The 23,715-nt window shown below is 47.3% G+C and carries 24 protein-coding genes, 1 tRNA gene and 1 riboswitch; of the genes, 2 read left to right on the forward strand and 23 right to left on the reverse strand.

From position 1 onward, the window contains the following. Positions 1 to 75 precede the first annotated feature (75 nt). A complete protein-coding gene (locus tag DESAL_RS04230) occupies positions 76 to 1,254 on the reverse strand; it encodes an MFS transporter (protein WP_015850730.1) in 1,179 nt (392 codons plus the stop codon). A gap of 140 nt (positions 1,255 to 1,394) precedes the next feature. Here DESAL_RS04230 and DESAL_RS04235 point away from each other — a divergent pair, with 140 nt between their 5' ends. Then, positions 1,395 to 2,153 carry a potassium channel family protein gene (locus DESAL_RS04235; protein ID WP_015850731.1) on the forward strand — a complete coding sequence of 253 codons (759 nt, stop codon included), beginning with the start codon at positions 1,395 to 1,397 and terminating at the stop codon, positions 2,151 to 2,153. On the opposite strand, the gene DESAL_RS04240 is transcribed toward DESAL_RS04235, so the two are convergent. The 21 genes from DESAL_RS04240 to DESAL_RS04340 form a co-directional block, all read right to left on the reverse strand. Further along, positions 2,150 to 3,367, reverse strand: a complete 1,218-nt coding sequence (locus DESAL_RS04240; protein ID WP_015850732.1) for a hypothetical protein — start codon at positions 3,365 to 3,367, stop codon at positions 2,150 to 2,152. The genes DESAL_RS04235 and DESAL_RS04240 overlap by 4 nt on opposite strands. A gap of 12 nt (positions 3,368 to 3,379) precedes the next feature. Then, positions 3,380 to 4,522 carry a hypothetical protein gene (locus DESAL_RS04245; protein ID WP_015850733.1) on the reverse strand — a complete coding sequence of 381 codons (1,143 nt, stop codon included), beginning with the start codon at positions 4,520 to 4,522 and terminating at the stop codon, positions 3,380 to 3,382. A 2-nt stretch (positions 4,523 to 4,524) separates the two neighbouring features. After that, a complete protein-coding gene (locus tag DESAL_RS04250) occupies positions 4,525 to 5,754 on the reverse strand; it encodes a hypothetical protein (RefSeq protein ID WP_015850734.1) in 1,230 nt (409 codons plus the stop codon). Positions 5,755 to 5,772: 18 nt separating this feature from the next. Beyond that, positions 5,773 to 7,080 (reverse strand): hypothetical protein, encoded by a 1,308-nt coding sequence (locus DESAL_RS04255; protein WP_015850735.1) that lies wholly within the window; start codon positions 7,078 to 7,080, stop codon positions 5,773 to 5,775. A 288-nt stretch (positions 7,081 to 7,368) separates the two neighbouring features. Next, entirely contained in the window at positions 7,369 to 8,511 is a 1,143-nt protein-coding gene (gene proB, locus DESAL_RS04260) for a glutamate 5-kinase (protein WP_041721645.1), read from the reverse strand. Continuing rightward, positions 8,477 to 9,535 carry a GTPase ObgE gene (gene obgE, locus DESAL_RS04265; protein WP_015850737.1) on the reverse strand — a complete coding sequence of 353 codons (1,059 nt, stop codon included), beginning with the start codon at positions 9,533 to 9,535 and terminating at the stop codon, positions 8,477 to 8,479. The genes proB and obgE overlap by 35 nt, the downstream gene beginning before the upstream one ends. Positions 9,536 to 9,798: 263 nt before the next feature. Next, positions 9,799 to 10,068, reverse strand: coding sequence for a 50S ribosomal protein L27 (gene rpmA / locus DESAL_RS04270; protein WP_015850738.1), 270 nt, complete (start codon positions 10,066 to 10,068; stop codon positions 9,799 to 9,801). A gap of 33 nt (positions 10,069 to 10,101) precedes the next feature. Further along, the gene (gene rplU, locus DESAL_RS04275) at positions 10,102 to 10,413 is read right to left on the reverse strand and encodes a 50S ribosomal protein L21 (protein ID WP_015850739.1); all 312 of its coding nucleotides are present in this window, start codon (positions 10,411 to 10,413) and stop codon (positions 10,102 to 10,104) included. Between the two features lie 69 nt (positions 10,414 to 10,482). Continuing rightward, entirely contained in the window at positions 10,483 to 13,587 is a 3,105-nt protein-coding gene (locus DESAL_RS04280) for a DUF5714 domain-containing protein (RefSeq protein WP_015850740.1), read from the reverse strand. 70 nt (positions 13,588 to 13,657) lie between these two features. After that, positions 13,658 to 14,401 (reverse strand): ComFC family protein, encoded by a 744-nt coding sequence (locus DESAL_RS04285; RefSeq protein ID WP_015850741.1) that lies wholly within the window; start codon positions 14,399 to 14,401, stop codon positions 13,658 to 13,660. A gap of 3 nt (positions 14,402 to 14,404) precedes the next feature. Beyond that, entirely contained in the window at positions 14,405 to 14,788 is a 384-nt protein-coding gene (locus DESAL_RS04290; protein WP_015850742.1) for a response regulator, read from the reverse strand. Then, positions 14,781 to 15,386 carry a flavodoxin family protein gene (locus tag DESAL_RS19985; RefSeq protein ID WP_015850743.1) on the reverse strand — a complete coding sequence of 202 codons (606 nt, stop codon included), beginning with the start codon at positions 15,384 to 15,386 and terminating at the stop codon, positions 14,781 to 14,783. Before DESAL_RS19985 ends, DESAL_RS04290 begins: the two co-directional genes overlap by 8 nt. A gap of 2 nt (positions 15,387 to 15,388) precedes the next feature. Next, entirely contained in the window at positions 15,389 to 15,526 is a 138-nt protein-coding gene (locus DESAL_RS19990; protein WP_245543783.1) for a hypothetical protein, read from the reverse strand. A 117-nt stretch (positions 15,527 to 15,643) separates the two neighbouring features. Continuing rightward, the gene (locus DESAL_RS04305; protein ID WP_015850744.1) at positions 15,644 to 16,270 is read right to left on the reverse strand and encodes an MBL fold metallo-hydrolase; all 627 of its coding nucleotides are present in this window, start codon (positions 16,268 to 16,270) and stop codon (positions 15,644 to 15,646) included. Continuing rightward, positions 16,270 to 16,788: a nitroreductase family protein gene (locus DESAL_RS04310; RefSeq protein WP_015850745.1), complete on the reverse strand. Its 519-nt coding sequence runs from the start codon at positions 16,786 to 16,788 to the stop codon at positions 16,270 to 16,272. Before DESAL_RS04310 ends, DESAL_RS04305 begins: the two co-directional genes overlap by 1 nt. A 14-nt stretch (positions 16,789 to 16,802) precedes the next feature. Next, a complete protein-coding gene (locus DESAL_RS04315; RefSeq protein ID WP_015850746.1) occupies positions 16,803 to 17,393 on the reverse strand; it encodes a hypothetical protein in 591 nt (196 codons plus the stop codon). A gap of 130 nt (positions 17,394 to 17,523) precedes the next feature. Then, complete coding sequence (locus DESAL_RS04320) at positions 17,524 to 17,796, reverse strand: hypothetical protein (RefSeq protein ID WP_041722107.1); 273 nt, start codon at positions 17,794 to 17,796, stop codon at positions 17,524 to 17,526. 266 nt (positions 17,797 to 18,062) lie between these two features. Then, positions 18,063 to 18,163, reverse strand: a riboswitch (SAM riboswitch). A 96-nt stretch (positions 18,164 to 18,259) separates the two neighbouring features. Beyond that, a complete protein-coding gene (locus DESAL_RS04325) occupies positions 18,260 to 19,177 on the reverse strand; it encodes a hypothetical protein (protein WP_015850748.1) in 918 nt (305 codons plus the stop codon). 49 nt (positions 19,178 to 19,226) lie between these two features. Beyond that, a complete protein-coding gene (locus tag DESAL_RS04330) occupies positions 19,227 to 20,786 on the reverse strand; it encodes a DNA repair protein RecN (RefSeq protein ID WP_015850749.1) in 1,560 nt (519 codons plus the stop codon). 11 nt (positions 20,787 to 20,797) lie between these two features. Next, positions 20,798 to 21,643 (reverse strand): ABC transporter permease, encoded by an 846-nt coding sequence (locus tag DESAL_RS04335; RefSeq protein ID WP_015850750.1) that lies wholly within the window; start codon positions 21,641 to 21,643, stop codon positions 20,798 to 20,800. Further along, a complete protein-coding gene (locus DESAL_RS04340; RefSeq protein ID WP_015850751.1) occupies positions 21,643 to 22,635 on the reverse strand; it encodes an ABC transporter permease in 993 nt (330 codons plus the stop codon). The genes DESAL_RS04335 and DESAL_RS04340 overlap by 1 nt, the downstream gene beginning before the upstream one ends. Positions 22,636 to 22,885: 250 nt before the next feature. Here DESAL_RS04340 and DESAL_RS04345 point away from each other — a divergent pair. Beyond that, positions 22,886 to 22,961 (forward strand) — tRNA-Ala (locus DESAL_RS04345). 99 nt (positions 22,962 to 23,060) lie between these two features. Here DESAL_RS04345 and DESAL_RS04350 read toward each other — a convergent pair. Then, positions 23,061 to 23,663, reverse strand: a complete 603-nt coding sequence (locus DESAL_RS04350; RefSeq protein ID WP_197528780.1) for a TetR/AcrR family transcriptional regulator — start codon at positions 23,661 to 23,663, stop codon at positions 23,061 to 23,063. Between the last annotated feature and the right edge of the window lie 52 nt (positions 23,664 to 23,715).

Raw genomic sequence — 23,715 nt, forward strand, 5'->3', positions numbered from 1 at the left:
AATTAATCCCTGATTTAAGAAAGCCGAAAATGAACAAAAATAATTTTTCAGTCAACTATTGCGTTTGTCATAGCGCTATTGCACTGTTTCCGCTTCGAATCCTCGTAAAAACATAGTTGAAATAACCAGTATTGCTGCTGCCACCACTGCCCCGGCATAGAAAACTGCCTCCAAGCTGAATCCGGAATAAACCAGACCCATAAGGATCGGGGCTATTGTCTGGCCCGCCCGCAGCAACATCCCGTTTACGGACATAAATACAGCGCGTTGTTCCATAGGTGCGATTGCCGTGAGCATGGACATGGAGTTAGGCATATTCAGCCCTTGCCCCAGCCCGAACATACAGACCGGTAAAATACACCACAAAGCCGACTCCGCAGCAGGAAGCATGATCATTGCCGCTCCGTATGCAAATGCGGAAAGCGATATCATCAGCGGTTGGGACATGAAATGGGCCAGTCTGCCCATTTGTGACGCAGCCAGTGCGGTTATGAATGAGGCACTGGAAATTACCAGTCCGATCATGAGCGGGGAAGCATGGAAGCGTGAATTAAGCAGCAGGGGCAGGTAAGTGACAATCGGTCCGTAGAGGATGATGAAAGTAAGCAGGGAAATAGCGAAAAGACTTAAAACCTCTTTGCTGCGCATACCTGCAAAGGCGGCTTTCATGTACCGTTTGAAATTCTCACTTGATGAGGGTTCCGGGTTGTCCAGCTTGAAAGCAACCACCCATGCCAGAGGCAGTGCCACGAGTGAAAGCAGGAAAGGTGCTTCCCAACTGATTTGAGCCAGTATCCCGCCAATGGCAGGGAAGATAGCTGTGCCCATACTCAGGACTCCTGCATTTAGGCCCATAGCTTTGATTCTGTCCTTGCCGCTGAAAAGGTCACCGATGATGGTCAGGTTGATTACCCCGATGGCAGCCGCACCAATTCCTTGAATAAAGCGAACTAGAAGCAGGGAATGGAAATCTTTAGTAAAAAAGCAGGCTGTGCCGGCAAGTCCGAATATTATAAGTGAGGGGACTAGTATTTTTTTGCGGCCCAATCGGTCGGCGAAGATTCCGGCCAAGGGTGCGAAGAGAATTCCGGGAAGGGTGAAGATGGTGAAAATCAGCCCGATTGTTGATGCAGAGATTCCGAATTCCCGGATCATTTCAGGCAGGGCCGGAATAATGCTGGAAACACCCATGATAGCCATGAGGGTGACAGCGAAAACTATCTGTAAGTTCTTGTTTTTATATAAAGCTTCCATCAGCGAATAGTCCTTTGGGGTGATGTGAACAAAGAAAGCTACTCTCAATCGGGACGCTTAGCAACTGCCGCGAAAGCTTAAAGATGTTTATTCCTTATAAAAATATGGAATTACATGTTGTTGTGGGGTAATAATGCTTTATGCCAGTATCAAATAATGATTATCAATACAGTCCATTTCTGTTCAAGCTTTACCATTTTTTCAAAAATAGTCCGTCTAAATTCACGGTTCTACTTGGTTTTTTGGTTGGCCAGATATTTATCAGCCCTATTGCCGGTCATTCTTTGTTCCTACAGCAGGTCCTTTATTTTTATACTTATCTGGTATTGATCTCTGCTGTTTCGGCAATTGTAGTTAAGAAAAAACAACTTTATTTTTATTTCGGACTTTACGGAATCTCGCTGGTAAGTTCCATCCTGTTTTTTAAGACTCGCTCCATGCTGTGGCTGGCAGGAAGCGAAGCTGCTGATATGCTTATGTTGATGATTGCCATCTGGGGTATTCAGAATTTCATGTGGCGGCAGAAAAGGGTCACCCGTGATTTAATTTCCGGTGCAATCTGCATCTATATGCTGGCGGGGCTGGCCTGGGCTGATGCATACAGCCTGTGTGAAATTTTCCGTAACGGGTCTTTTTCCGGAATTGATCTTGGAGATAACGTCTTCGCCATTCGCGGGGCCTTAACTTATTTCAGCTACGTAACCATGCTCACCGTAGGGTATGGTGATATCCTGCCAGTATCATATATGGCTCGCTCCCTATCTATTTTGCAGGGTCTTTTCGGTCAGATGTACTTGGCCGTTTTTATTGCCGGAATTCTCGGCGCATTTTTATCTCAGAAAAACCTAGGCTCTTCCGGCGAAGCGCAACAAGGGCCTGACGAAATAGATCAGTCTTAAGCCCAGCCGCTGAAATCGCTTAACTGACCTTTCTTGATATTGCCGAACTGCTCCTCTTCTTCAGTGCCGTAAAGTTCTGTTACCTTTACCGGAGAGTAGAGGGCCTGTTGGGTTACGCTGTCCTGAAGCGCAAGGGTCATGGGTATCTCCGGCATGGGACCCAGTTCAATGTTGCCCAGGTGCTTTGGTCTGACCGGATTTGATTTTAAACTATCCTGATAGGCCTGTTCATCCTCAACCGTGGTGTACGATTTGCCGGAGAGTTTTTTTACTCCCAGTTCTGATCTCAGGGCTTCAAAATATGCTTCACCGCTTTCGAACAGATATTTGGAAAAATCATCTTTTTTACTTTTGTTGGCTTTGTTCAGCTTATCCACCATGGCTTGGGTGGGCGAAGCTATTTCGTCATTTATTCTTTCATAGGCCGCGGCAGTATTGTCCTTGTCTTCCTGTCTGGAATTTTCATCTCCGCCGAAGATGTTGTCACGGGCATGCTGGGCTGTGGCATGGGTAACGCTTTCAGCCGTTTCAGAGTAGCGGTTGCGTCCTGCGTTTTTCAGGTTGCCTTTGGACTGTTCCGCTCCTGTGCTGATGGTGGAGCTTACTCTTTTCGCTAGATTTTTGTCGTTGATATCGTATTCAGCTGAAGCTTTCTTAGCACGTTCAATGGCGCGCTGCACGTATGGCAGGGCGCTTTCCGGATCCTCTCCTTTATCGTATGTAGTGCGGTGCTCAGCCACATACATTTCCTTGAAGCTGTCACGCATTTTGTTCCAGAAACTGTCTTTAACCGAGTTGGCTAAGTTCTGGACTTGCTCAATGACCTTATCTTTGTCACCGGTAAAGAATTTATCGATGATTCTTTCAGCATTTTTGTAGTCCTGACCTTCGATAGCTGCAGTCAGTTCTTTAATATGTTTGTCATATTCAAGACCGGACTTACCGGAGAGAACATTTTCGTTACCCTCTTTGAAAATTTTCTCTAGTCCGGACTGAAGTTCGTTGGATTTTTCGTCAACTATTCCTGCAATTCGCAGTTCAATCTTTTCCCATTCAACCGGAGTAATTACGGTAAGCTCTTCTTTACCGTTGACGGATTTGTTTGTTGAAGTTTTAGCGGAGTCCTCTTCAACTTTGCGGGAAGCTATTTCTTCCTGACGGGCGCGGAAATTAAAAGAACCAACTGAGCTTTGAGCGTTGGAATTGATCTGCATGGTTTCCCTCGTTTAAATTTCTTTGTCGATTGAAGAAAGGAGATCCTCAGTGGTTGATGTTGAATATTTTGCTATGTTAGCGAGATCGTTCTGCAACTGGAGCTGGGAAGCTTCGGATATACTATCCTCAATTGGGCGTAGCAGCGGTTTATCCGCTATGGCTAAGAAATGATAATTGGGATTGGCGGATGCGGCGTCAGATTGAACTTGATTCGTTGCCTGCTTAACTGTTCTGGGAGTGCCGGAAAGTTGCAGCTCATAGAATTTTTCTTCGAAAGAGTCGGCACGACCTCGCATATATTCTGTGAATCTGTCACCTTTGCGGGTGTTTTGATGGGTTAGTCTATCAAGTTGTTCTTCCGTAATATTTTCGTCCCTGCGAAGCTCGTTAATATCTTTAAGTTTGATCTCATCTTCATCATAGTTAGAGTCATCGGTGTTGAAAATCTTGCCTTTTGCGTAAGTAGTTGCTGCGTGGGTTACACTGTATGCACTTTCAGAGTACTGGTTCTGTCCTGCATTTTTCAGTTTACCTTTTGCGTGGGCAACAGCGCCATTACGGGTGGCTTTAACTATATCACCAAGTTCCTCGGACGAGAATTTCTCGACTTCGTTGCGTGCTTCTTCAATGGACATCATGGCGAGGTCGAAAGTCCCCAAGTCATCGCGCAGTTCACCATTTACGAACATGGTCCATTTCAGGCCGTCATTTTTCAGATATCCAAACGAATCTTCCATAGTCTGCCAGAAGTTGTCCTCGGCAGCTTTGGCAAGGTTCTGGACGCGGTTGATAATAGTTTCGGTGTCTCCATTATAAAATTTGTCGATCAACTTTTCAGCGGTCTTAAAATCCTGTCCTTGAATGGCCTTGGTCAGCTCATCAATATGTTTCTGGTATTCAGCGGTATTTCTTCCAGCCAGCAATTGTTCTCCATTATCGAATATTTTGCCTAACTCTTTATGTAGAAATTTGGAGGATTGGTTCATTGCCTTTTCAAGCTGGAATTTGACGTTATTCTGCGACATCCTCAGGCCGTTTTTTTCGCGGTCGGCGGTAATCTTTTCTGGAGTGCTTAATTGCTCCTGATCTGTCTTGCCGAGTTTAAAAGAACCAGCCTGCATCTGGTTGGATTGATTGAATCCCTGAATGCGCATGATTATTTATCCTCCTGAACTGATCCGGATAAATATTCTTCCCATTTGGCCTGCTGGGTCTTATATTTTTCTATCGCATCGGTTTTATGCGTATTGTTCTTTTTTGACTGCTTATGCAGGAGCTCGTTGCTGATTTCATTTTGTAACTGTATTTGGTCTTGTTGCGCTTTGACCAACGGTTGCGTTGGAGTCGTAAGTGATGTTTGCGCTGACTCAGCTGTCTGCTGTCCTAAGGCGCCGTCTGCTGTGATCAATCCAGATGTTTTATCCGGTGTTTTCTGCTCTTCTTCACCTTTTTTTACCAGCATAGCAGTGCTTTTCAGGGTTCCATAAATTGAGTAGAAACGTTTAACCCGTTCCTCTGCGTAATCGTGAAATGTGTCCGTCTTACGCGTGTTACGGTGCTTTAGTCTCTCGATTTGTTCCTGATTGAGCTTTTCGCCGGGTTCAAGCGCATATATATCGGCTAGTTGTTCTTTGTCTTCCTTGATGACGGTATCGTTAGTATTAAATATTCTGTTGCGGGAAAATTCAGCCGCTGAAGCTGTGACACTTACTGCATCCTCAGAGTATTTGTTACGTCCGGCATGCTCCAGTTTTACTTTGGCATTATCAACTGCTGCTTTGCGGATGGAATCGGTAATTCCAGAAAAATCCTGATCTGAAAAAGGGTCAACCTCTTCTCTCGACAGCCTTAAAGCCAACAGGGTCATCTCTTTCATGGTAATTTTTTCATAGGTCTTACCATCGTATCTGAAATTATACTGAGGACCTCCTCCCGGCAAAGCTTCAATCCCTTCTTGTAATGCGTTCCAGAATTTGTCTTCAGTTGCTTCGGCCAGCATTTTTATTTTGCCAACGATCTTATCGGTGCTTCCGCCGAAGAACTTGTCTATAAGCTTTTCTGCTTTTTTGTAGTCCTGTAGCTGAATTGCTTCGGATAGCTTTTCGATATGTTTGTCGTATTCTTTACTGGTCCTGCCAGCCAGTGTGGACTCTCCATCTATGAATATTTTGGATAATCCTTCATGCAGAAATTTGCAGGAATCGTTTATGGCCATTTCAATTGTAAAACCGAGGTCTGTTTGCGGAATATTTTTATTGTTTTTTATGCTCTCTTCGAGTTTCTTTTTTTCGTCAGCAATTTTATCCGCATTTTTCTTTTTGAAATCATCGGCAATTGCTTTGAAGTCGAAAGTGGAATTTGTTTGTCCGAATGATGAGATACGCATAATGAGTGCTCCTTTGCCTTAAATCTTACGGCTGAAGGATGAATAGTTGGAAGAATTCGCGTTGTTTTGGATTGATTTGTAAACGTTCATGCTGCGCCCGACATAGCCCTCTATGGCTCCGGTAAACAATGTGGAGACGTCATCACGGAATGAACGCCAGTCTTCATTACCCACAAAGTCAGCAGGCTTGTTCATTTCATAGGTTTGTTTATCTTTGCCGGAGAGTTCTTCAACGTAAATGGATGGTCCGTCACGCCTTGTCTTAGATGTCAGTTCTTTTAGTTCATCGACGACGGTTGCACCCATCTTGCTCAGTTGCTGTGAGAATTTGCTGTTAGATGAAATGCCTAATCCGGCACTTCTGCTCAGCTGTTCATTAGAAATTGTCTGGCCGGAAGTAGACTCCTGTATATCGGCAAAAGTCATGTAACGTAGGATGCGCATTGAACTGGTGTTGTTCTTCTGCTCTTCAATGCGCGAGGTCATATTAAGTTCCTGATCAGCCAGCTTGTCGGCAGCTCCATCTACCCCGTAGAGAGTATGCTTGGTGTATAGAGATGCGGCTTGCACTGCATTTTTAGCTTGCGTTTCTGCCGAGTCTTCCGATGCTTCATTGCTAGCTTCACGGATTGTACGGGCAGCATAATCCACTGCGTCTTCACGGACTTCGTCAATCAGATCAGAGAAATCCATGTCCTTAAGGGAACCGGTTTTCTGTCTGGCATTTTCAATTGCCCGCTCCACCAGATCATAGCCTGAAATCCCCGTTTCTTCCTGTATTCCATCAGAAAGGGTCAGTCCTTGAGCCTGTCCCATCTGACCGAGGACCTTTCGCATGTCGCCCCAAAACTTGTCCTCAACCTGAGTCAGAGTCTCTTCTATCTTGTTGATGACCAGTTCAGAATCGCCGTTGTAGAATTCTTTAAGAATTTTTTTGGCATTATCGAAATCCTGACCTTCAACGGCGCGGGTCAGTTCATCAAGGCTATTATTGTATTCAACCTCTGATTTCCCGGAAAGGAGTTTTGATTTGTCTTCCTCAAAAATTTGGCTGATTTTGTAGCCAAGATAGGCAGCGTTTTGCTCCACTACTTTCTGGATAGCGGCTTCAGGATCAAAAAGTTTTTTCTGTTCAGGTTGGGCTTGTTCCGGCGCACGGTTAGTAGCTGAGGTGCACAACTCTCTTTTGTCATCGATAGCTTGGCAAAAATTCTGGAAGGCTTTCTCTTTGGCTCTGCGCGCACGAAAAGTGTTATTCATCCGCTCAAGGTGCGAGTTGGGATCGTAGGTAGTGGCATTAGTGCCTAATGTTGAGCCGATACGCATTTCCAAGCCTCTGAAATTTGGTTAAAAGCGGGTCTTGTATAGAGTAAATAATCGGCTGTTCTTGAGAAAACTTTATATTGGTATGATAAAAATATAGATAAAAATAATTAATCCATTCATGGCACAATTATCGGACAAAAAAATAGGACAGGCGGTTAAGCCTGTCCTACTAAATGAATATGGTAAATCTAATGCGCTGGCGGCGAGGCCCTGTTAAAAAGTTTTGAAAAGTCCTGAGAAAACTTTTGCAAAAGTTCTTTGGCCCCCGGAGGGCCGCCGGAGGCATACTTAAAGAGCAGCGTCTAAGAGCAGATTATCGCGGTGAATTGCTTCAGGGTAGGGGCATTTGCCGAGAATCGACTCTATCTCACAGGACTTGCAACCCATAATTTTGATGATGTCTGTAGAGTTATAGCATGATAACCCAACAGCCAGTGATTTGCCTTCCTTGTTAACCACTCGAACAAGCTCCCCGGCCTTGAATTTGCCGTCTACTTCTATAATGCCTGCGGGAAGCAGACTCTTTCCTCCGGAAAGCAGTGCCTTCTGTGCTCCGTCGTCAATGACGAGATCACCTGCGGGGTCACAATGGTAAGCCAGCCAGTATTTGCGGCGGGAGACTGATTTTTCATCAGGGACAATCCACGTACCGCGCTCTTCGCCGTTAAAGATGCGCTCAATGATCATGCGGTCTTTGCCCGCAAGGATCAGGGTCGGCACGCCGAGCTGAGCTGCACGGTTGGCTGCACGCATTTTGGAGAACATACCACCGGAACCAACGGCGGTCTTGCCGTCGCACATGGCGTCCAGATCGAGGTCATGGATATTCTCAATGCAGGCCAGAGGCTTTGCATCAGGGTTCTTGTCCGGGTTTTTGTCGAAAACACCGTCAGCAGAAGTGAGGTTGATAAAAAGATCTGCTTCAACAACGTTTAAGATCAGGCTGGCGAGGGTGTCGTTGTCACCGAATTCCAGTTCCTGAACTGCGACAGTGTCGTTTTCGTTGATGATGGGGATAACCCGCCATTCAAGGAGTCTTGAAAGGGTGTTGCGGGCATTTAAGAAACGGTCGCGGTGCTTGAGGTCATCGCGGGTAAGCAGAACCTGCGAGGTCACCAGACCGAAACGGCGGAAAGTCTCGTCATACTCATGCATGAGCCGGGACTGACCAATGGCCGAGGCTGCCTGGCGCGCAGGCAGGTCATCCAGCTTTGCGCCGGACGGGATGGAGTTTCGTCCGGCAGCAACCGCACCGGACGAGACGAGGACTATGTCGACCCCGCGTTCGTGCAGGGTCGCCAGCTGATCGGCAAGACGGCAGATCAGGCCGAGGTTGATTCCCTCAGCCGTGGTCAGAACCGCACTCCCGATTTTTACAACAATGCGTTTAGCTTCCTTAAGAGTCTGAATCCTGTTGCTCATCCTGGTCATTTTCTTCCTCTTGATTCATTGCCTTGAATCTGTCCCACATGTCACTGAGGAGTTCTTGAACCCCGTCACTGTGAAGGGCGGATATGAAGTAAATTTTAATCCCTGCTTCTTCGGCCTTGCCCTTGATTGCCTCAAGGTCCTCCTCGGAGAGAAGGTCGATTTTGTTGATGACCCTCAGCTGGGTTTTATTGGCCATTTCTTCATCAAAGATACGCAGTTCTTCATCAAGCATGTTGAACCCTTCAAAGGGGGCTTCAAGGCTCAGATCTTCTGCACTGAGGATATGAACAAGGAATCTGGTACGTTCCACGTGTTTGAGGAAGCGGTGACCAAGTCCATGTCCTTCGCTGGCACCTTCAATCAGGCCGGGAATATCGGCGATGACCAGCTTGTTACCCATGTCATCATCTACCACGCCGAGGTTGGGCACGAGGGTAGTGAATGGGTAAGCTGCGATTTTTGGTTTCGCAGCTGAAATTTTGGAAATAAAGGTGGATTTACCTGCGTTCGGCAGACCGAGCAGACCTACGTCCGCAATGATCTTGAGCTGAAGGCGGATGCGTTTCTCTTCGCCGGGGAATCCTTCTTCAGCCTGACGCGGGGCCTGGTTGGTGGAGGATTTGAAGTGGATATTTCCGCGTCCGCCGTCACCGCCTTTGCAGATAACCATTTCACGACCTTCTACGGTCAGGTCGGCGATGAGTTTTTCGCTGCCGTCTTCAGTATTCACTTCGTAAACGAGTGTACCGAGCGGGAGATCAATGATCAGGTCATCGGCACCTTTGCCGTATTTGTCCCGACCCTGGCCTTGTTCACCATTTCTGGCTTCGTAAACTCGTTTGAGCCTGAAGTCGTAAAGGGTCAGCAGCTTGGAACTTCCCCGGAAAATGAGGTCGCCACCTTTACCGCCGTCACCGCCACTGGGACCGCCCTTAGGTATAAATCTTTCTCTGCGGAATGCCACGCATCCGTTGCCGCCTTTACCGGAACGAACCGTAATTGTTGCTTCATCTATAAATTTCATAGGAGTAATTGATGCGCTGTGCGCTTTTATAGGTGATTTCGCCTCCGGCAGCCAAAGGAAATTGTTTCCCTTGGAATCCTTGAGGGTAGGTCATTGGGTGTGATCGCTAAATTAGCGTAGGAGGAGAAGTATATCTCCCGTTAAGTTTTTTGAAAATCCTTAACTCATTTGGTTCTTAAATAATGCAAAAGACCCAAACACGAAAAGGCAGGGGACGCATTAAGTAATGCGACCCCTGCCTGAAAAAAGCTTTCGCCTGATGTCTAGGCTTCTGCAGGTACGATGTGTACTCTGGTTTTTACGCGGTTTTTGCGAATGTACTTTTCGTACTTCACAACACCGTCAACCAGTGCAAACAAAGTCCAGTCTTTACCGGTGCCAACGTTTTTACCAGCGTGGACTTTACTACCAACCTGGCGAACGAGAATGTTGCCAGCCAGTACTTCCTGACCACCAAAACGTTTTACACCACGTCTTTGGGCATTACTATCGCGACCGTTCTTCGAGCTACCGCCCGCTTTCTTATGAGCCATTATTAGCCTCCTTAGTAGGTTCTGTCGTCAAGCTTAAGCCTGAATGGCTTCCACTTTGATTCTTGTGTAGTCCTGACGATGACCCTGTTTGGTCTGAGAGTCTTTCCTGCGTCTTTTCTTGAAAACAACGATCTTTTTGTCACGACCGTGTTCTACAACAGTGCAGGAAACCTTCGCACCTTCAACATAAGGAGCGCCGATTTTAACGTCTTCGCCCTGACCGATAAGAAGAATTTTATCCAGATCGACTTTTGTGCCTGCTTCAGCGTCCATTTTCTGGACATTGAGTTCCAGACCTTCTTCAACGCGGAACTGCTTGCCGCCAGTCTCAATTATTGCATACATTTTTAACTTACCTCCGTCACGTAAGAGAGGGGAAGATATTCGTATCTAGGTTAAAAAGTCAAGTAGCTTTTAAACTTTTTTTTCAGAATCCGCTATCGACCCCAGAAGTTGCATTACGGGAGGATGGTTGCCCTTACTATTTCGTATTACCGGGCAATTGCGTCCCATGCACTCTTTATTATTTTTCATTTGATCACACAGTATATGCGCATCAGCCTGTAACCGCAAGCCCAGGACCTCTTCGGATACCTGTGCGGCGGCTTTCAGGGCCAGCCAGCAGTCACGCTGGCAACAACGGGCGGCTTCAATGTCTGCAATCAATTTAAGGGCTGCGAGGGTCCCTTTCTGGGCAATGGAGCGTTCAGACGCTGTTAACGGGGTTGCTTCCAGTATTGCACTCATGGCCGCACCTACGCCGATGGCTGCACCGCAGACTCCCATGAATCCGCAGAAGCCTCCGGCAACTTTTGCGCCGCGTGATATTGCCGTATCTATGACCTTGTCGTCAATACCCCCGCCGCAATTTCTGTAAGCGGTTGTAATTACACCGGGAACAAGGGCGTGATGCTCAGGTCCGTGCATGGGGATGGCCGGATGACTGCGTGCTTTCTTGAGCAATTCAATCATATCCGTCTCCGTGCTGGACTTCAGCAGATGGGGGAGAACTTCCATTCCGTCTTCGCTGTGGCATTTATCACATACAAAGTGTCCGTTTGCACAATGTCCGTTTGCCTCATGCGTTTCTCCGCAGAAAGCGCAGATCATTTCGCGGTACGATGTCAGATATTCAAGTTCCGCTCCGCAAACCATGCATCCTTCCATGCTTTTCAAAGAAAACTTTGAGTGGCCGGTGTCTTTCTTGGTTTCAGTTTCCGGCTTGTCAAAGGAATCCGGTGTTGGGCAGCAGCATGAGCCACCGATAAAAATATTATCTACCGCGCCTTCATTATTTATTATGAATAACTGTTCTCCGAGCAGGTTCGCTTCCTGTTCTGGTATTTCCATTACGCTGCCGGGAGTCAGGATGGCTCCGCTGGCGGTGATGGCGGTTTTAAGCGGTCCACGGTAGACGGTCTTGACCATTTCGTCATTGAGCGGTTTGCGTGCTGAGAATGTCAGGGAAAAGAATTGGTGTCCGCCCACTGTGCGGTAGGGAAAACGTTTGATCATTATCAGTGATTCAAATCCCGCTTCTTCCAGAAGTCCGCAGAGGTTCTTCTGGGTCTGGGCTCCGGCAATGCATTCACCGTGTAAGGTGTCGTCATTGCGGATTTCCGGTCCGGGTTCAGTTTCGCAGACCACGTCTGATATGGTCAGTCTGCCTCCGGGCTTAAGAACCCTGAACATCTCGGAAAAAGTGAGTCTTTTATCGGTGGAAAGGTTGAGCACACAGTTGGATAGCAGCAGATCGGCACTGTTCTCTTCGATAGGCAGGGTTTCAAGGTAGCCCTTGCGGAAATCCATGTTGTCGTAGCCGAGTGATTCAGCCACTGCAGCTTGTCCTTTGCGCGCATGAGCCAGCATGGGCTCAAGCATGTCGACTCCGGTTACCTTTCCATTCGGTCCTACCTGCTTGGCGGCGATGAAACATTCAATTCCCCGTCCGCTGCCGAGATCTACCACATGTTCACCTTCTGAAATTCCGGCATCCATGACCGGAGAACCGCATCCGTAACCACGGAAACGATACTGATCAGGGATATGGGCCATGAGAGCTGGATCGTAGCAGGCCGGATTAAGGATGTCTTCTTTGGCTGTGTCTGCTGCTTCAGTGTAGAAATCTTTCACCACCGCAAGGCTGTTGTTTCCGGCTACAGCCAGAAGGCAGTTAGTGTGGGTAAGGGCTACTGCGCCGTGTCCGGAACAACGATCCAGCTTGTCACCCATTTTGAGCAGCAGCTGCGGGCTGTCATGTTGTTTCGATTCCGTAGCTTTTCGGGCGATCAGTTCAAGGGCCAACTTTTCGTAGAGAGCACTGTAAGGATCATCTCCGATGAAACTTCCTTTGTGCATATAACTGTGGTCGGTATCTCCGCCTCCAAGGATTAATTTGAAGGGTGTTTCAAGGTTTTTACCACTGCTTTTACGCAGCTCGCCAAGTATAGAGCTTTGCTTCCATGCATGTTCTAAATTACCATTAATGCAGGTTGATAGCTTTTCAATATCAACAGTAGCTGCTGACGGGTAAATTTTTTCATCCGGACCGATTGCGATAGATTCCCACCCGGCTGTTGAACCATCATGTATGGTCCCGCAGGGAGCGAAAATCATGCTTTTGACAGCTTCAATATTATCAATGGTCACCCCGGTCCGTTCGCCGGTTTCCCACGCTTTCAGCAGGTGAGTGTAAATTACATCCGGCTCGACAAATTGCTCTGATTCACCACGGCCACGCACAAAATACCACATGAAATGGACGTTGGAGGCTCCGGTTTTAGCAGCGAAATCTACAACATCTTTCATTTCCAACACATTGTCTTTGGTCACGCACATGGACAGGGTGAAAGGGATTCCTTTAGCGGAAAGCCATTTCAGTGATTTTTCAAGAGCAGCGAACATGCCATCGCCGCGTAATTTGTCGTGGGTTTTGCCGATGCCGTCTACACTGATTTGTAAGTGTAAGCGGTTGAAATCATAACTGTGTCTGGAGAAGAATTTTTCCACGGCCAACCCGTTGGTGAGTACGGCTACGTGGCTGGATTCGATTTCCAGCATGCGGGTCAGGATTTTATCGAGTCCTTTGTGGACTAGTGGTTCTCCGCCAGTGAGGGCGAACATTTTACAACCCAAAGCTTCCGCCTGAGCAGTCAGTTCCAGAACCCGTTCTGTAGCAAGTTCGCGTTTGGCCTGCGGGGAAGAGGAGAACAGGCAGTGGGAGCAGGACATATTGCAATTGTCGGTGATATGGAACCATAGTTCACGCAGGGTGTCCGTTTTCAGCAGCTCATATCTTCCGGGGTACACAGCTTCATTGTTGTCGGGCAGACGCATCAGGAAACGTTTGTCGTCAATTGTGAGGTCCTGTAAAAGCTCCGGTCCTTTATTTTTCAGCATGGTGCAGAGCAGTGCGTCACCTTTTGGGGTGGGAACAAACCAGTCCGGTGATTCGGGCCTGATATATATAGGAGTTTCGTTGTGAATAATACGGGTCCATTCAGCTATATTAAAGGACAATTCCTATCTCCTTGAAAATATGTATTTGGAAAACTTTGGGTAAAAAATAAATTTTACCTATATCTGAGACTTAGATCAAGGCCCGGGAAAGGGTCATTACTTCTACACGGGCGGCTCCGGCTTCAAGCAGAGTGCGGGCACATTCATCCACTGTGGAACCTGTGGTGTATACATCGTCTATGAGTAAAATTCGTTTGTCAGCTACGATGGAAGGGGAAGCAGTAAATGCTGTGTGAAGATTTGTTCGACGTTCAGCGCCGCTTAGTCTGGTTTGCGGAATGGTTTTTCTTTCCCTGATCAGGGCTTGCTCGGAAAGGTCTGTTTTGAATGTGGTGGCGGCAAAGCGGGCAAGAATCATGGATTGGTTGAAACCGCGTTCTCGCAATCGTGAAGAGTGCAAGGGGACAGGAATTATCAGATCCGGGTGGCTGTCTTTTGGCAAATCAGCACATAAAGAAGCAATGAACTGTCCGAATATTTGGTTGTAACCGTATTGATTGCTAAATTTCCAATCCAGCAGCATTTGCCGCAGCAATCCTTGGTGCATGCCATAGAAATAAAGTCTGCTGAAATTGCGGGGGACAGTTTGGCAGCTTATACAGGGTAATTTGTCTGCATCAGGTGAATTGTGCTCATTACCGCAGACCATGCAGATGTTTTCCGGTTTTGCTTCCATTGAGGCGAGACATGGCCTGCATAGTCCCTTCTCTGCATGGATTTTCAGGCAGGCCGGACACCGTCTTTCGGCAAATGCCTTTTTAAAGCTCTCCAGCGCGTTGAAAGGAGACAGGTATCGCAGAATCTGGGCGAACATTGCTTAAACTGTCGGAAGGAATTCTTTAACTTTGCGAAAGACATCCTCTTTCATGATCGGCTTGAGCAGGATGCCGTTATAGCCACATTCTAAGCAGTGGGTCAGTAGATTAGGGTTGTCTCCGGTAGTCATGGCGATGACTGGAATCTTCATTCCTTTTTTGCGTATTTCTGTGACGACTTCGGTACCGTCCATCTCAGGCATATGAACGTCCATGAAGGCCATGTCAAAATGCTTTTCCGACAGCAGTGATAAAGCCTCGCGTCCATCTTCTGCAAAGGAAGGTCTAATGCCTAGCTTGCCGAGATAGGTTTTGAGCACAAGTCTGACCGGAGCTGAGTCTTCAGCCACCAGAACGCGTAAATCAGGAAAGGAAAAATCAGTCATGATTCATAAACCTCTGCCATGCTTCTTTTCCATGCTGAATGATGAGTGCGCACTTTTCAGCATCAATGCTCAAGTCCTGCGGTTCGTCTATCCCTTTGAATACAACAGCGGGTTGGAGTTCAACCTTGAAGAATCTGAGGAAGAACTTAAGCGAAAGCTCCGCGCCCTCAAACAGTTTCTCGCCCTTGGGCCTTCCGGCCAGAAGACATGCATAGGCAGGGCGTTTTTGCAGGCTGTTCATTACCGGAGATTTTCCGGTTGCGGCTTCAAAAGCCCACTGACCCCGGTCTATGAAGGTCTTCAACCTTGAGGGCAAATGGTAAAAGTATATAGGAGAGGCAAAGAAAGTGAAAGGGGCGGAAATTATTTTCTCGTACAATTCCTGCGCCCCGTCTTTATCAGCGAAGATACAGCGGTTGTCCGCTGCTGTGCGGCATTTCAGGCAGCCGATGCAATGCTCGAAATCCATATCGCCGAGGGTGACAATTTCTGCGTCACCGCCAGCGGATCGGATTCCTTCAAGAAAAAGGTTTACGGCAAGGTCGCTGTTGCCTTTTCTGTGATGGCTGCATTTGAATAATACCGGTAGTTGTTTCATCTTTAATCGTTATTTTTGGCCCGTGGTGTTTTACTGTGGAAAACCGCGCGAACATGATCTTCCTCTTCAAATGTTTCAAGGGTCCATTCGGGCAGGATTTCCAGTTGATGGTAAAGCTGCTCGACAGTTCCTTTATCCACAAGGGCGGTTATTTCATCGGTCCGCGCAAAACGGAGGTACCAACCTACCTCCAGTCCTACGCCTCAGCACTTGTTGCGGACATCAACGATTTTCTTCTCGTTCATTTTGTCCTCCGCTTAGATATGAACCCCGCTGAAATAGGGGTTGTGATTCATTTCATCGCCAACGCTGGTGGAAGGTCCGTGTCCGGCAAAGAGTTCGGTTTCAGCCGGAAGGGTGAAGATTTTCTCTTTAACTGAATTCAGCAGTTGTTCAGTGTCGCCGTAGGGGAAATCAGTTCTGCCGATGGAGCGGCGGAAAATGAGGTCACCTACGATTGCAGATTTTAGAGCCGGGAAATGGAAAGTCAGGCTGCCCGGAGTGTGTCCGGGAGTGGAGTAAATATTACATTCCAGACCGATAAGCTCGGTTTCTCCTTCGCCGATGTGCTCACTTTCAAAGTGCGGAACTTCCGGGAATCCCATCAGACCGCCGCGTCCAACCTGTGTGTCCATGAGCACGAGGTCATCATTGGAGGCGTATATGGATTTTCCGGTAGCATCAGCCAATGCGCGGTTGCCGAGGATATGGTCAAAGTGGAGATGGGTGTTCAGGATGCGGTCCAGCTCTACTCCAGTCTTTTTCAGATAGGAAAGTACCGGGGTCGGGTCGCCGCCCGGATCAATAACCAGCGCTTTGTTTTCATTGACGATTACAAAACAGTTGGTCTCAAGGGGACCGAGGGGAAAAATCTTGATTTCCATTAAAAATCCTCCAACATATATTCTGAGAGTTCGTTTCTTTTTGAGCTGCCCTGCTGATCCGGGTGACCGAGGGCGATTACTACTTGCAGTTCATAGCGTTCGGCAGGAAGGTTCAGAACTTCCAGCACTTGATCCTGCTGATTGATTATCTCGCCGAGCCAGACAGTTCCCAGTCCAAGTGAATGGGCGGCCAGCATCATGTTTTGAGTGCATGCTCCGGCACCCTGATGATCTTTCATTTCGCTGTACATGGCCTGTTTATCGAGAAATATACAGAGCAGTACCTTCGCGGCTTTAACGATATGACCGTACTTGGTGCATTCCGCAAGCGGTTCGACCCGTGCGTCATCGTCATGGATGACCAGAAAGCGGTAAGGCTGGTTGTTCAGCCCGCTGGGTGTCCAGCGTCCGGCTTCCAGAATAGCAGTCAGGTCTTCTTTTGATACTGGTTCAGCAGTAAATTTCCTGATGGAACGGCGTTCAAATATAGCTTCAAGAACAGGATTGGTCTTAGGCATATATACTCCTGTCTTTAGAAGGGAACGCCGCGGAAAATATTGATTTTATCGATGGCTCGATCGAATTCCTTGGGGTTGAGCTCCCGGTTGAGGTCATCGTCGAAATCCTTAAAATTGGCTTTCAGTTGGATAGCCTCAGCTTCCTGCTCATCGATTTTACCATCCTTGTTGACATCAGCTTCTTCAAATGAAGGGATGGGCTGTCTTATTTCATACTTATCAATGATGGCACAGCGAATATGTCTTCCATCTGTATCGTAGGTAACATCAATAAAAGTACCGGGATCAACATAAAGTTTGGTACAGGTATCTCCAGAATAAAGATCTTTACCGTTCTTGGATTCAAGGGCCAGCTTAATTTTGGCTTTGCCGCCTTTCTTATCAAAGCAGTCTTTATTGTAGAGTGCGTTGCAGGTGCAGTCTGCAATTGTCTTGGTGTTGATGCGTCCGAATTTGTAGTCGTTGGACTTGCCCCAGACTCTGATTACGGAATCTGTATGGTTGATGACAGTGAAAATTTTTTCATCAGCTGCGGCGGATGTGACTGTCATTGCCAGCAGAGCGGCAGGCAGGACTGCGGTTTTCAAGAAGCCTTTGATGTTCATGGTTATCTCCCGGATTGTGATGTTGTCTTTATTTAAACGTACACAGGGCGAATTGCAAGGATAGAAAAAAGCCCTCTCGGATCATTCCGGGAGGGCTTTTAAGGCGCGATTTGTCTTAATAAGTTTATGGTTAAACCAGTTTGCCGAAGGACAGAATAATGTTCTTACGGTAAGTACGGTTTTTCCAAACGGATTCAGCCCCGTCTTCTTCGATTTCACGTTTCAGAATCTTGCGCAGTTCTTCTTTCTGGATGGTACCGAGGTGAAGTTCGCTGATATCACCCAGCAGGGCCAGGGGATCAGTGTAGTCAGCGGGAAAAGCTTCGTTTTCGTTATCTCTGCAGAAGAAGCAGATAGTTCCTGAGTGAAAGTTGCCGGTGGCTTTTTTTACGATGTCGGTCATTGGATTGTCTCCGTGTTTGCGTCCTGCTTCCAAAAGAATGCCCTGAAGCATTTGACGCCTGATGTTCTGCTAGCAGTAAGTGTGCCGTGCAAAACTTTCCTCATCCGGGCATTTTAGCGGCATCTGTTTTTTTAGGTGGGAGCGCAATTATCCATAAATCCTCCCACCGGATTCCTCGGTTGATCAAAGCTGATATCCGGGTCTCCAGAAACGAAAAAAGGCATCTCCAATCGGAAATGCCTTTAAGAAATTCAATGTTTTAGTCCCTCTCATGGGTCCCGTAACGGGAAGGCATTGGCACCTTGCTGCTGAAGCAGGTTGCCGGATGGTCGACGGGCCGATTTCCCTCGCATCCTCTACATGAGTAAATATTTTTCGATTCAAAGAACGTAGGAACAAGATATTCATATGGTGGTAGTCCGTCAATAACTTTTTTGCGGAATGGGTTAAACAAAGTTTTCTATCAATTGAAAAAGTGATATAAAGACTGAGTAGGTTTAGCCTTTCTAGTGTCTAGCACCGTCAAGAATTTTTTTAGATTTGTACTGCTGTCTGAGTACCACCAAGCAAGTTTTAGCATTTTGGGAGACATCGTTGGTGATGAAATGCAAAACATGTTTTGAGTATACTGATGCTTCGCAAGCTGCTCAGAAATCATTCCTGCAGCAAAGTCAGGGATAGCAAGAAGATCCTCAATCTGATTGTTACCCATATCACATTTGGCACTACCGCAGCGTAAGTTTCCTAAATTAAAATCTACGATATTGTTTATTGCGGTAGCAAATATCTGTGTGAGGATTGTTGTGGTTTTGTCGTTTGCTGATATTGAGTCATTGTCTGTAAACCACATTATGTTTTGGTCTGGAAAGGCTAGGCTAGAAACCAAATACGCACCAAGGTGGCTTGCAGTTATCATTTTATTAACAACATTAGGTTTTAAGTTCGAAATTTGCTTTCCTAAATTGTTATCAGGTATTGTTTCTTTAAATAAGAAGGCTTTTTTGTTTATGGCAAAAGAAAATAAAATGCCATTTATACGGTCACTAGCTCTAGTAAAGTCTTCCAAAGCATTGCTTCTGTATTTATCATTTAATTTTTTGAAAGAAAAAGTTCTGTTGTCGGGTAAGAATTTAGCTCTGACTGACAAACGGTCAGTATCGAAAGAAGACACTGAATTTTCATCTGCTAGTAGAAAAGAATACGTTGTATAATTAGCTTCTTTGTGCTCTCCACTGTAGTCAGAGAATAAAAATAACGATTTTGAATTTTTGAAATTAGGAGCTGACTCAGGAACCTTAAGTTCTAACTGCTGCATGCTGTGGGTAATTGAACCTAAAATCGTATTTTCTAATATAGGGTATTGTTTCCATTGGAGCGTCAAAATTATGCATCCTCTTGTCAGAATAAGTCTGAATTTTAAATGAGTTTTCTTACTCCTTCCCAGCCATCCTAGCCAACTCAGCCTCAACTTCAATTGTATTCAATTGACGGCAGGTAGTGAAAGTTTCCTTGTTAACCACGCCCTTGTGGATCAGAAAGTGACGCTCGGCTAATGCGGCTAGCTGAGGCCAATGGGTGATAACGATGAGTTGTTGGCGGTCGGCAAGCTCCTGCATTTTTTCGCCTACGCGGTTCAAGGTATGCCCGCCGATGCCGGAATCCACTTCATCGAAGATCAGGGTCGGCTTTTCGGATTCACCTTGTAATCCGGTAATTGCCAGCAGAAAACGGGAAAGCTCACCGCCGGATGCGATCTTATCCAGCGGCTGGGGGGCCTGACCGGGGTTGGGAATCCACATCAAGCGTCCGCGCATTTCATTGAGCCCCGGATAAAGTTCGTGTGGCTGGAATTCAAATTTGACCTGCACATGCTCGGAAAAGCCCAGTCCTTTAAGCTCCGCAACTACGCGATCAGTAAGCTTCTTCGCAGCAATTTCACGAGCAGCAGACAGTTTATCTAAGGCTACAGAAAGTTTTTCAACCAGTTCTTTTTCCTGCTTTTCAATCTGGGCCAGTTCAAGAGAGCAGGAATCCAAGAAATCGAGGTTTTCCTGAATCTCATTTTTCAGGTCTACAATTTCATCAAGGGTGCGGCCTAGTTTTCTTTTAAGCTTAGAAAGTTCGTAGAGTCGGGATTCGATGTCGTCGATGTTGTCTTCGGAGTCAAAATCAAGGGGCTGGGCACGCAGTTTCCCTGCCAGTTCATCCAGAAAATGTTTGAATTCAATGACTGTCTCGCGATCCTGATCGTAGTCCGGGAAGAGGTCGCAAATGCGCTCCATTTCGGAGCCTAGAGCGGAAACACCGCCTGAAACATCAAGCTGTCCGCGCATGATATCCATGGCGTTATCGATGCATTTCCCTGCATCTTCCTGCGCCCGCAAAGCATTCTTCTTTTCCAGCAACTCATCTTCTTCGCCGGGGTAGGGGGAAACCTTTTCAATCTCAGTCCGCTGGAATTCGAGGAAATCCTTTTTCTCCAGCAAAGACGCGGAACGTGCTTTCAATTCTTCCTTTTTGGTCAGCAAAGCTCGCAGAGAAGTCAGAATTTCATCCTTCTTTTCCGGGAGTGTTGTGTCGGCAAGAAAAGTATCCAGCATGCGGCATTGGTAGGCAGGTTGGAGCAGCTTCTGCTGGGCATGCTGGCTGGTGTGCAGGATCATTGACGCGCCCATTTCACGGATGGTGTTCTGGGAGCTGAGCTTGTCGTTCACGTAGACTCTGCTGCGGCCTGTCTCTGCGGAAAGAACTCGGCGGACAATGGATTCCGATCCGTCAGGATGAATGAACAGTGCTTCCACAAACGCCTGTTCCTTACCGGGACGGACCATATCAGGACGCATTTTTTGTCCGGTCAGGAAGTCGATGGCCCGCAGGATGAAGGATTTACCGGCTCCGGTTTCCCCGGTGAGCACGTTCATGCCCGCAGAGAACTCAATTTCAGCATCTTCGATGAGTGCGAGGTCGCGTATTCTGAGCAGTTCCAGCATTGTTTTACCGTCTATTGTTTAAGTCTGGGGTCAAGGATATCGCGCAGGGCTTCGCCAAGCAGGTTGTAGCCGAGTACGGTCAGCAGGATAGCCATGCCCGGAAAGATGGACAGCCACGGAGCTATTTCCAGCACTTCTTTGCCGTCCATGAGCAGATTGCCCCATGAAGGATCAGGTGGTTGTACTCCGAGTCCGAGAAAGCTGAGCGATGATTCTACAAGGATTGCTCCTGCTACACCGAGGGTTGCTGATACCAGTACCGGGGTGATGGCATTGGGCAGAATGTGGGTCAGCATAATGCGGATCGGTCCTGCTCCTGCCAAGCGTGAGGCTTGCACGAAATCTCGTTTACGCAGGGAAAGAGTTTCCGCTCGCACCAATCTTGCCACACCCATCCACGAGGTGAATCCGATTACAATCATGATGTTGGTCAGTCCCGGTTCAAGGAAAGCAATGACCGCGAGAATCAGGAAAAATGACGGGAAGCAGAGCATTACATCCACCCCGCGCATAATGATTTCATCAACGAGTCCGCCGAAATATCCGGCAGCAAGGCCTAATGCCAGCCCGATGGCTGTGGAAATTCCCACCGCAACAAAACCGACCCAGAGCGAAACCCGTCCGCCGTAGAGCATACGGGCAAAAACATCGCGGCCAAGTGCGTCGGTACCGAAGAGGTGTGTTGCACTCGGCCCTTGCAGTAGATGATCAACGTTCAGGGCATTTGGATCATACGGGGTCAGCAGGGGAGCGAAAATTGCTGCCAGCGATACTGTTCCCACAAGGAAAACACCGAGATACAGTAAACCGTATCTTTGCAGTTTTGAGGGTGGGGTAAGTGGTTTTTTGTTTGCCATTAGTCCTGCCCTCCTGAGCGGATACGCGGGTCGGCAAGTCCGTAGGCCATATCTGCCAGCAGGTTTCCTGCTAAAGTCAGCATGGCTCCAAGTACCAGTGAGCCCATGATCAGCGAATAGTCGCGGGCCATGACCGCTCCGTAGAAAAGTTGCCCCAGTCCGGGCAGGGCAAAGATAGATTCAATGATTACACTGCCACCGATCAGTCCCGGAATGGACAGGCCGAGGATTGTAATCACCGGGAGCAATCCGTTGCGAAGGGCATGCTTGAAAAGGACTTTGCGCATGGGCAACCCTTTAGCCTTGGCGGTAGTGATGTAGTCCTGACGCAGCACTTCCAGCATGGAAGACCTCATGAATCTGGACATCCCGGCGAGACTTCCGAAGGTATAAATAAAAATAGGTAAAGCCAGATGACGGGCCAGATCGACCATTTTTCCCCACGGTGAAAGCAATTCGTAATCAAGGGATGTCAGGCCGGATATGGGAAAGATGGGATGATAGATACCCAGCCACAGCATAAGCAGGAGTGCCAGCCAGAAGCCCGGCACGGCAAAGCCGATAAAGACCAGCACGGTCATCCCCCGGTCAAACCAGCCGTCTTGTTTCCATGCCGAATACATACCGATGGGGACGGCGATCATGAGTGTAAGGAATAGTGAAGCTATGTTCATGCCGAAGGTTAGCGGCAACCGTTCCTTGATGCGGTCCCATACCGGGCGCCGATCGCCGGACATGGATAATCCGAAATCGAATTTTGCCAGACGGGTCACCCAGTTTATGTATTGCTCGTGGATAGGTTTATCCAGACCGTACAGTTTTTCCAATTTCAGGCGTGTTTCAACCGTGGCTGTCGGGTTGAGGGTGGTTTCCATATCAGTAGGCGAACCGGGAGCAAGGTGGATAACCCAGAAGCTGATTACCGTAATGCCGATAAAGACAACGGAAACCCAAGCGAATTTAGAAAGAATTTTTAAGGCAATGTCCAGCATGGTACCTCGTTTAAAAATAGCAGGTTAGACAGCGTCAATCTGGAGGCAAGATACTTCAAGTCGACGCTGGAGGCAATAGTTTGTGTTTATAAAAAGTAAACTAATGTTGTGTTTTGTTTACAAAGGCCGATGTGAAGGCAAGCTTACCCCAAGCTGGCAGGCAGGGAAATCCATTTATGCTAAAATAATTGAAAAAGGGAGTTGACAGCGGAGGCAGGTTTTTATAAATCCTACATCACCCAACACGAGTGGGGCTGTAGCTCAGTTGGGAGAGCGCTTGAATGGCATTCAAGAGGCCAGGAGTTCAATTCTCCTCAGCTCCACCAGATATTTCTAAGGCTTACGATGAAAATCGTAAGCCTTTTTTTTGCCCATATTTTGAGGTAGAGTCGGTAGTTATGCTGTATCGAAAGCCGATGTCGGTTTTAAGTTTTTTTATAAGTGGATAGTGCTGCCAAGGAAAAATTAATCACGTGTTCAGCCAGTTCATCCACACACTCCCCAAATGGTTTCTGTTCCGGCACAGTTCCGCTGATAATGGACCAGCCAAGAACTCCGTAGAGAATTTGCGCGGTAATACTGTATTCACAATTCCTGACAACACTATCCGGCGTATCAGGTCCGAGGTACTCCTTTAAAAGGGAGCACATATAGTCACGGCTTGGTTTTAGGTAACGAGAAACAATATCATTGAAGTAAGGCGATGGATTGCGAACCTCGTTAGTGAAGATGCTATACAAATCCCGGTCAAGATCTGTTTCTACGGAGTAGTAGGCTTTGCAGTAAAAGCGAATCATTGAGGCCAGTCTTTCCTCGATGGGGAGCGATTCAAATGTGGCAATGTCGCTTTTTTCCTTAAACTTCTCCGCTTCTTGGAACATGAATTCTAATACAGCTTTATACAGTCCTTCCTTGCTGTCGAAGTAATAAACCACGGCATTAAGGTTCTTAGCTCCGGCCTGCTGCACAATTTTACGCACAGTTGCCGCCTGATAACCGTGTGCTGCAAACTCTTTGATTGCGGCCATTAATATATTGTTTTTTGTATCGCTGCCCATAGTGAATATTTTAAGTTTTGCT

The sequence above is a fragment of the Maridesulfovibrio salexigens DSM 2638 genome, from assembly GCF_000023445.1.
GTDB lineage: Bacteria > Desulfobacterota > Desulfovibrionia > Desulfovibrionales > Desulfovibrionaceae > Maridesulfovibrio > Maridesulfovibrio salexigens.

Bases quoted from the DNA above. Each gene is read 5' to 3' on its own strand.
- DESAL_RS04230 (WP_015850730.1), bottom strand. From the start codon at position 1,254: ATGGAAGCTTTATATAAAAACAAGAACTTACAGATAGTTTTCGCTGTC.
- DESAL_RS04235 (WP_015850731.1), top strand. From the start codon at position 1,395: ATGCCAGTATCAAATAATGATTATCAATACAGTCCATTTCTGTTCAAG.
- DESAL_RS04240 (WP_015850732.1), bottom strand. From the start codon at position 3,367: ATGCAGATCAATTCCAACGCTCAAAGCTCAGTTGGTTCTTTTAATTTC.
- DESAL_RS04245 (WP_015850733.1), bottom strand. From the start codon at position 4,522: ATGCGCATTCAGGGATTCAATCAATCCAACCAGATGCAGGCTGGTTCT.
- DESAL_RS04250 (WP_015850734.1), bottom strand. From the start codon at position 5,754: ATGCGTATCTCATCATTCGGACAAACAAATTCCACTTTCGACTTCAAA.
- DESAL_RS04255 (WP_015850735.1), bottom strand. From the start codon at position 7,080: ATGCGTATCGGCTCAACATTAGGCACTAATGCCACTACCTACGATCCC.
- proB (WP_041721645.1), bottom strand. From the start codon at position 8,511: ATGACCAGGATGAGCAACAGGATTCAGACTCTTAAGGAAGCTAAACGC.
- obgE (WP_015850737.1), bottom strand. From the start codon at position 9,535: ATGAAATTTATAGATGAAGCAACAATTACGGTTCGTTCCGGTAAAGGC.
- rpmA (WP_015850738.1), bottom strand. From the start codon at position 10,068: ATGGCTCATAAGAAAGCGGGCGGTAGCTCGAAGAACGGTCGCGATAGT.
- rplU (WP_015850739.1), bottom strand. From the start codon at position 10,413: ATGTATGCAATAATTGAGACTGGCGGCAAGCAGTTCCGCGTTGAAGAA.
- DESAL_RS04285 (WP_015850741.1), bottom strand. From the start codon at position 14,401: ATGTTCGCCCAGATTCTGCGATACCTGTCTCCTTTCAACGCGCTGGAG.
- DESAL_RS04290 (WP_015850742.1), bottom strand. From the start codon at position 14,788: ATGACTGATTTTTCCTTTCCTGATTTACGCGTTCTGGTGGCTGAAGAC.
- DESAL_RS19985 (WP_015850743.1), bottom strand. From the start codon at position 15,386: ATGAAACAACTACCGGTATTATTCAAATGCAGCCATCACAGAAAAGGC.
- DESAL_RS04305 (WP_015850744.1), bottom strand. From the start codon at position 16,270: ATGGAAATCAAGATTTTTCCCCTCGGTCCCCTTGAGACCAACTGTTTT.
- DESAL_RS04310 (WP_015850745.1), bottom strand. From the start codon at position 16,788: ATGCCTAAGACCAATCCTGTTCTTGAAGCTATATTTGAACGCCGTTCC.
- DESAL_RS04315 (WP_015850746.1), bottom strand. From the start codon at position 17,393: ATGAACATCAAAGGCTTCTTGAAAACCGCAGTCCTGCCTGCCGCTCTG.
- DESAL_RS04320 (WP_041722107.1), bottom strand. From the start codon at position 17,796: ATGACCGACATCGTAAAAAAAGCCACCGGCAACTTTCACTCAGGAACT.
- DESAL_RS04330 (WP_015850749.1), bottom strand. From the start codon at position 20,786: ATGCTGGAACTGCTCAGAATACGCGACCTCGCACTCATCGAAGATGCT.
- DESAL_RS04335 (WP_015850750.1), bottom strand. From the start codon at position 21,643: ATGGCAAACAAAAAACCACTTACCCCACCCTCAAAACTGCAAAGATAC.
- DESAL_RS04340 (WP_015850751.1), bottom strand. From the start codon at position 22,635: ATGCTGGACATTGCCTTAAAAATTCTTTCTAAATTCGCTTGGGTTTCC.
- DESAL_RS04350 (WP_197528780.1), bottom strand. From the start codon at position 23,663: ATGGCCGCAATCAAAGAGTTTGCAGCACACGGTTATCAGGCGGCAACT.